This window comes from Escherichia sp. S10b (assembly GCF_028421345.1).
In the GTDB taxonomy this organism is placed as follows: domain Bacteria; phylum Pseudomonadota; class Gammaproteobacteria; order Enterobacterales; family Enterobacteriaceae; genus ECMA0423.
Genome location: NZ_JAHZSO010000021.1, coordinates 1 through 2,942, shown reverse-complemented (window position 1 = coordinate 2,942; position 2,942 = coordinate 1). Strand labels below are relative to the sequence as shown.

Annotated in this window: 5 protein-coding genes; all 5 read left to right on the top strand. The window is 57.0% G+C overall.

Going from position 1 to position 2,942, the window contains the following annotated elements:
- Positions 1-465: 465 nt before the first annotated feature.
- Positions 466-1,368 (top strand): DUF1281 domain-containing protein, encoded by a 903-nt coding sequence (locus FTE26_RS01230; protein WP_001348615.1) that lies wholly within the window; start codon positions 466-468, stop codon positions 1,366-1,368.
- Positions 1,365-1,676, top strand: coding sequence for a hypothetical protein (locus FTE26_RS01225; RefSeq protein WP_011254640.1), 312 nt, complete (start codon positions 1,365-1,367; stop codon positions 1,674-1,676). Before FTE26_RS01230 ends, FTE26_RS01225 begins: the two co-directional genes overlap by 4 nt.
- Positions 1,677-1,752: 76 nt before the next feature.
- A complete protein-coding gene (locus FTE26_RS01220) occupies positions 1,753-2,436 on the top strand; it encodes a DNA methylase (protein WP_000086185.1) in 684 nt (227 codons plus the stop codon).
- Positions 2,437-2,658 (top strand): hypothetical protein, encoded by a 222-nt coding sequence (locus FTE26_RS01215; protein WP_001104873.1) that lies wholly within the window; start codon positions 2,437-2,439, stop codon positions 2,656-2,658.
- Positions 2,588-2,942: DUF1380 family protein (locus FTE26_RS01210; protein ID WP_272457385.1), on the top strand; the 355-nt coding region annotated here is incomplete at its 3' end. The genes FTE26_RS01215 and FTE26_RS01210, both read left to right, overlap by 71 nt.

Here is a 2,942-nt window from a genome sequence, read left to right as displayed (position 1 = left end):
TCCCACTCGTGTTGTCGGTCTGATTATCGGTCTGGGACCACGGTCCCACTTGTATTGTCGATCAGACTATCAGCGTGAGACTACGATTCCATCAATGCCTGTCAAGGGCAAGTATTGACATGTCGTCGTAACCTGTAGAACGGAGTAACCTCGGTGTGCGGTTGTATGCCTGCTGTGGATTGCTGCTGTGTCCTGCTTATCCACAACATTTTGCGCACGGTTATGTGGACAAAATACCTGGTTACCCAGGCCGTGCCGGCACGTTAACCGGGCTGCATCCGATGCAAGTGTGTCGCTGTCGCCGGCCTCCTCACCCGGTCACGTTTCGTCGTTCCTCCTCCACGCGCTGCGGCTTCGGGGCCGCACCTGCATTCGTATGCGGTCGCCCGGTTACAGGTGCGGCACGGCCTGATGGAGGCCGCATGTGAGAGGAGAATTCCCATGCCAAACTGGTGCTCGAATCGTATGCATTTTTCTGGTGAACCGGCACAGATTGCTGAGATTAAACGACTGGCCAGCGGTGCCGTCACACCGCTTTATCGCCGCGCCACAAATGAAGGTATTCAGCTGTTTCTGGCCGGAAGTGCCGGACTTCTGCAGACCACTGAAGATGTGCAGTTTGAACCGTGCCCCGGACTGACGGATGCCGGACGTGGTGTTGTATCGCCGGAGAATATCGCGTTCACCCGCTGGCTGACACACCTGCAGAACGGTGTACTGCTGGATGAGCAAAACTGCCTGATGCTGCATGAACTCTGGCTGCAGAGTGGTACTGGCCAGCGTCGCTGGGAAGGATTACCGGATGAGGTCAGGGAAACCATCACCGTGCATTTCACCGCAAAAAGAGGTGACTGGTGTGGCTTCTGGAGTAACGAGGATGTATCGGTGTGGTGGAACCGTCTGTGTGACAATGTACTGCCGGAAAAAACCATGCCGTTTGACCTGCTGACGGTTCTGCCCACCCGCCTGGATGTTGAAGTGAATGGCTTTAACGGTGGTGTTCTGAACGGTGTTCCTTCTGCGTATCACTGGTATACGGAACAGTATGGCGTGAAGTGGCCTGTGGGGTATGAGGTGAATATCAGCCGTCAGGGAGAAAACTTCATTCAAGTGGATTTCGACACGCCGTGGTGTCAGCCGGAAAGCAACGTTGTTGCAGAATTAAGCCGCCGTTTCGGCTGCACGCTGGAGCACTGGTACGCCGAACAGGGCTGCAATTTCTGTGGCTGGCAGCGATATGAGCGTGGAGAGCTTGTTGATGTGCTGTGGGGGGAACTGGAATGGTCTTCCCCGACAGATGATGATGAGCTGCCGGAAGTCACCGCGCCGGAGTGGATAGTCGACAAGGTGGCGCATTACGGGGGATGAAGTATGACGGAGACGGGCGGGCAACCGCCCGTTTCTTTTCCGACAAAGGATGTCGCCGTGCTCCTCTTTTTACTGCGCCGGCTGACGCGGCGCGGCAGGAACGCTGCCTGTGGTCAGTGTCCCGCGTCCGGCGGGCACGGGACGGGCGCTTTTACTGCTCCCGGCTGGCACCGGTGACAGTGTACGCCAGCCTGTCGCCCTTTTCTGATGAACGCCCTTCAAGCCGCTTTCGCGGCATATTCTCGCCGTCAAAAAGACGACGGCTGCGATATTCCACGGTCGGCCTGACCCGTTACCGGACGCGGTGAACAGCCCACAGGCAGCGGGGAACGGGCACCACAGGGGGGCCCTCCCGGTGCCCTCTGTAAGAGAAGGAGCGTTGTTATGTCCCGTTTTGTCCTTGGTAACTGCATCGATGTTATGACGCGTATCCCTGATAACGCCATTGATTTCATATTAACTGACCCGCCATATCTCGTCGGTTTTCGTGACCGTTCCGGGCGCACCATCGCCGGCGATAAAACCGATGAATGGCTGCAACCGGCCTGTAATGAAATGTACCGCGTACTCAAAAAAGACGCGCTGATGGTGAGCTTCTACGGCTGGAACCGCGTCGATCGCTTTATGGCCGCCTGGAAAAATGCGGGATTCAGCGTTGTTGGTCACCTGGTCTTCACCAAAAACTACACATCGAAGGCCGCATATGTGGGCTATCGCCACGAATGCGCCTACATCCTGGCAAAAGGCCGTCCACGTCTGCCACAAAACCCGCTGCCGGACGTGCTGGGCTGGAAATATTCTGGCAATCGTCATCACCCGACGGAAAAGCCCGTTACCAGCCTGCAACCGCTGATTGAGAGCTTCACACACCCGAACGCAATTGTGCTGGACCCGTTTGCAGGCAGCGGCTCAACCTGCGTCGCCGCCCTCCAGTCCGGACGCCGGTATATCGGTATCGAGCTGCTTGAGCAGTATCACCGTGCCGGGCAGCAACGCCTTGCCGCCGTGCAACGGGCCATGCAGCAGGGGGCCGCGAATGATGACTGGTTTATGCCGGAGGCTGCGTAAATGAACTATGCCGGACACGAAAAACTTCGCGCCGACGTGGCGGAGGTGGCCAACACCATGTGTGACCTTCGGGCCAGGCTGAACGATATGGAGCATCGCTGTCGCTTTGATTCCGATGTGCTTGTTGAACGCCTGACACGCCAGACGCTGTATCGCGCCAATCGCCTGTTTATGGAGGCGTATACCGAAATTCTGGAACTGGATTCCTGCTTCAAAGATTGAGAAGGAGACGAGAATGTACGGAACATGCGAAACGCTATGCCGGGAGCTGGCAGCAAAGTATCCGGGAGACGCGCCGCTGATGCTGGTTATCTGGTCCCCGGAAGAGATTCAGGCACTGGCTGACGGTATGGAAATTTCTCTGACCGATCATGAAATCAGGACCGTCCTGGCGCGCATGGAGGACATCCCGGAAGACCAGCGGACTGAATCCGGTATTTCTTCCGCCGCGGTGATGGAGATTATCAGCAACGTGAGCGAAAACCGCCAGGTGACCGTCCCTGCTG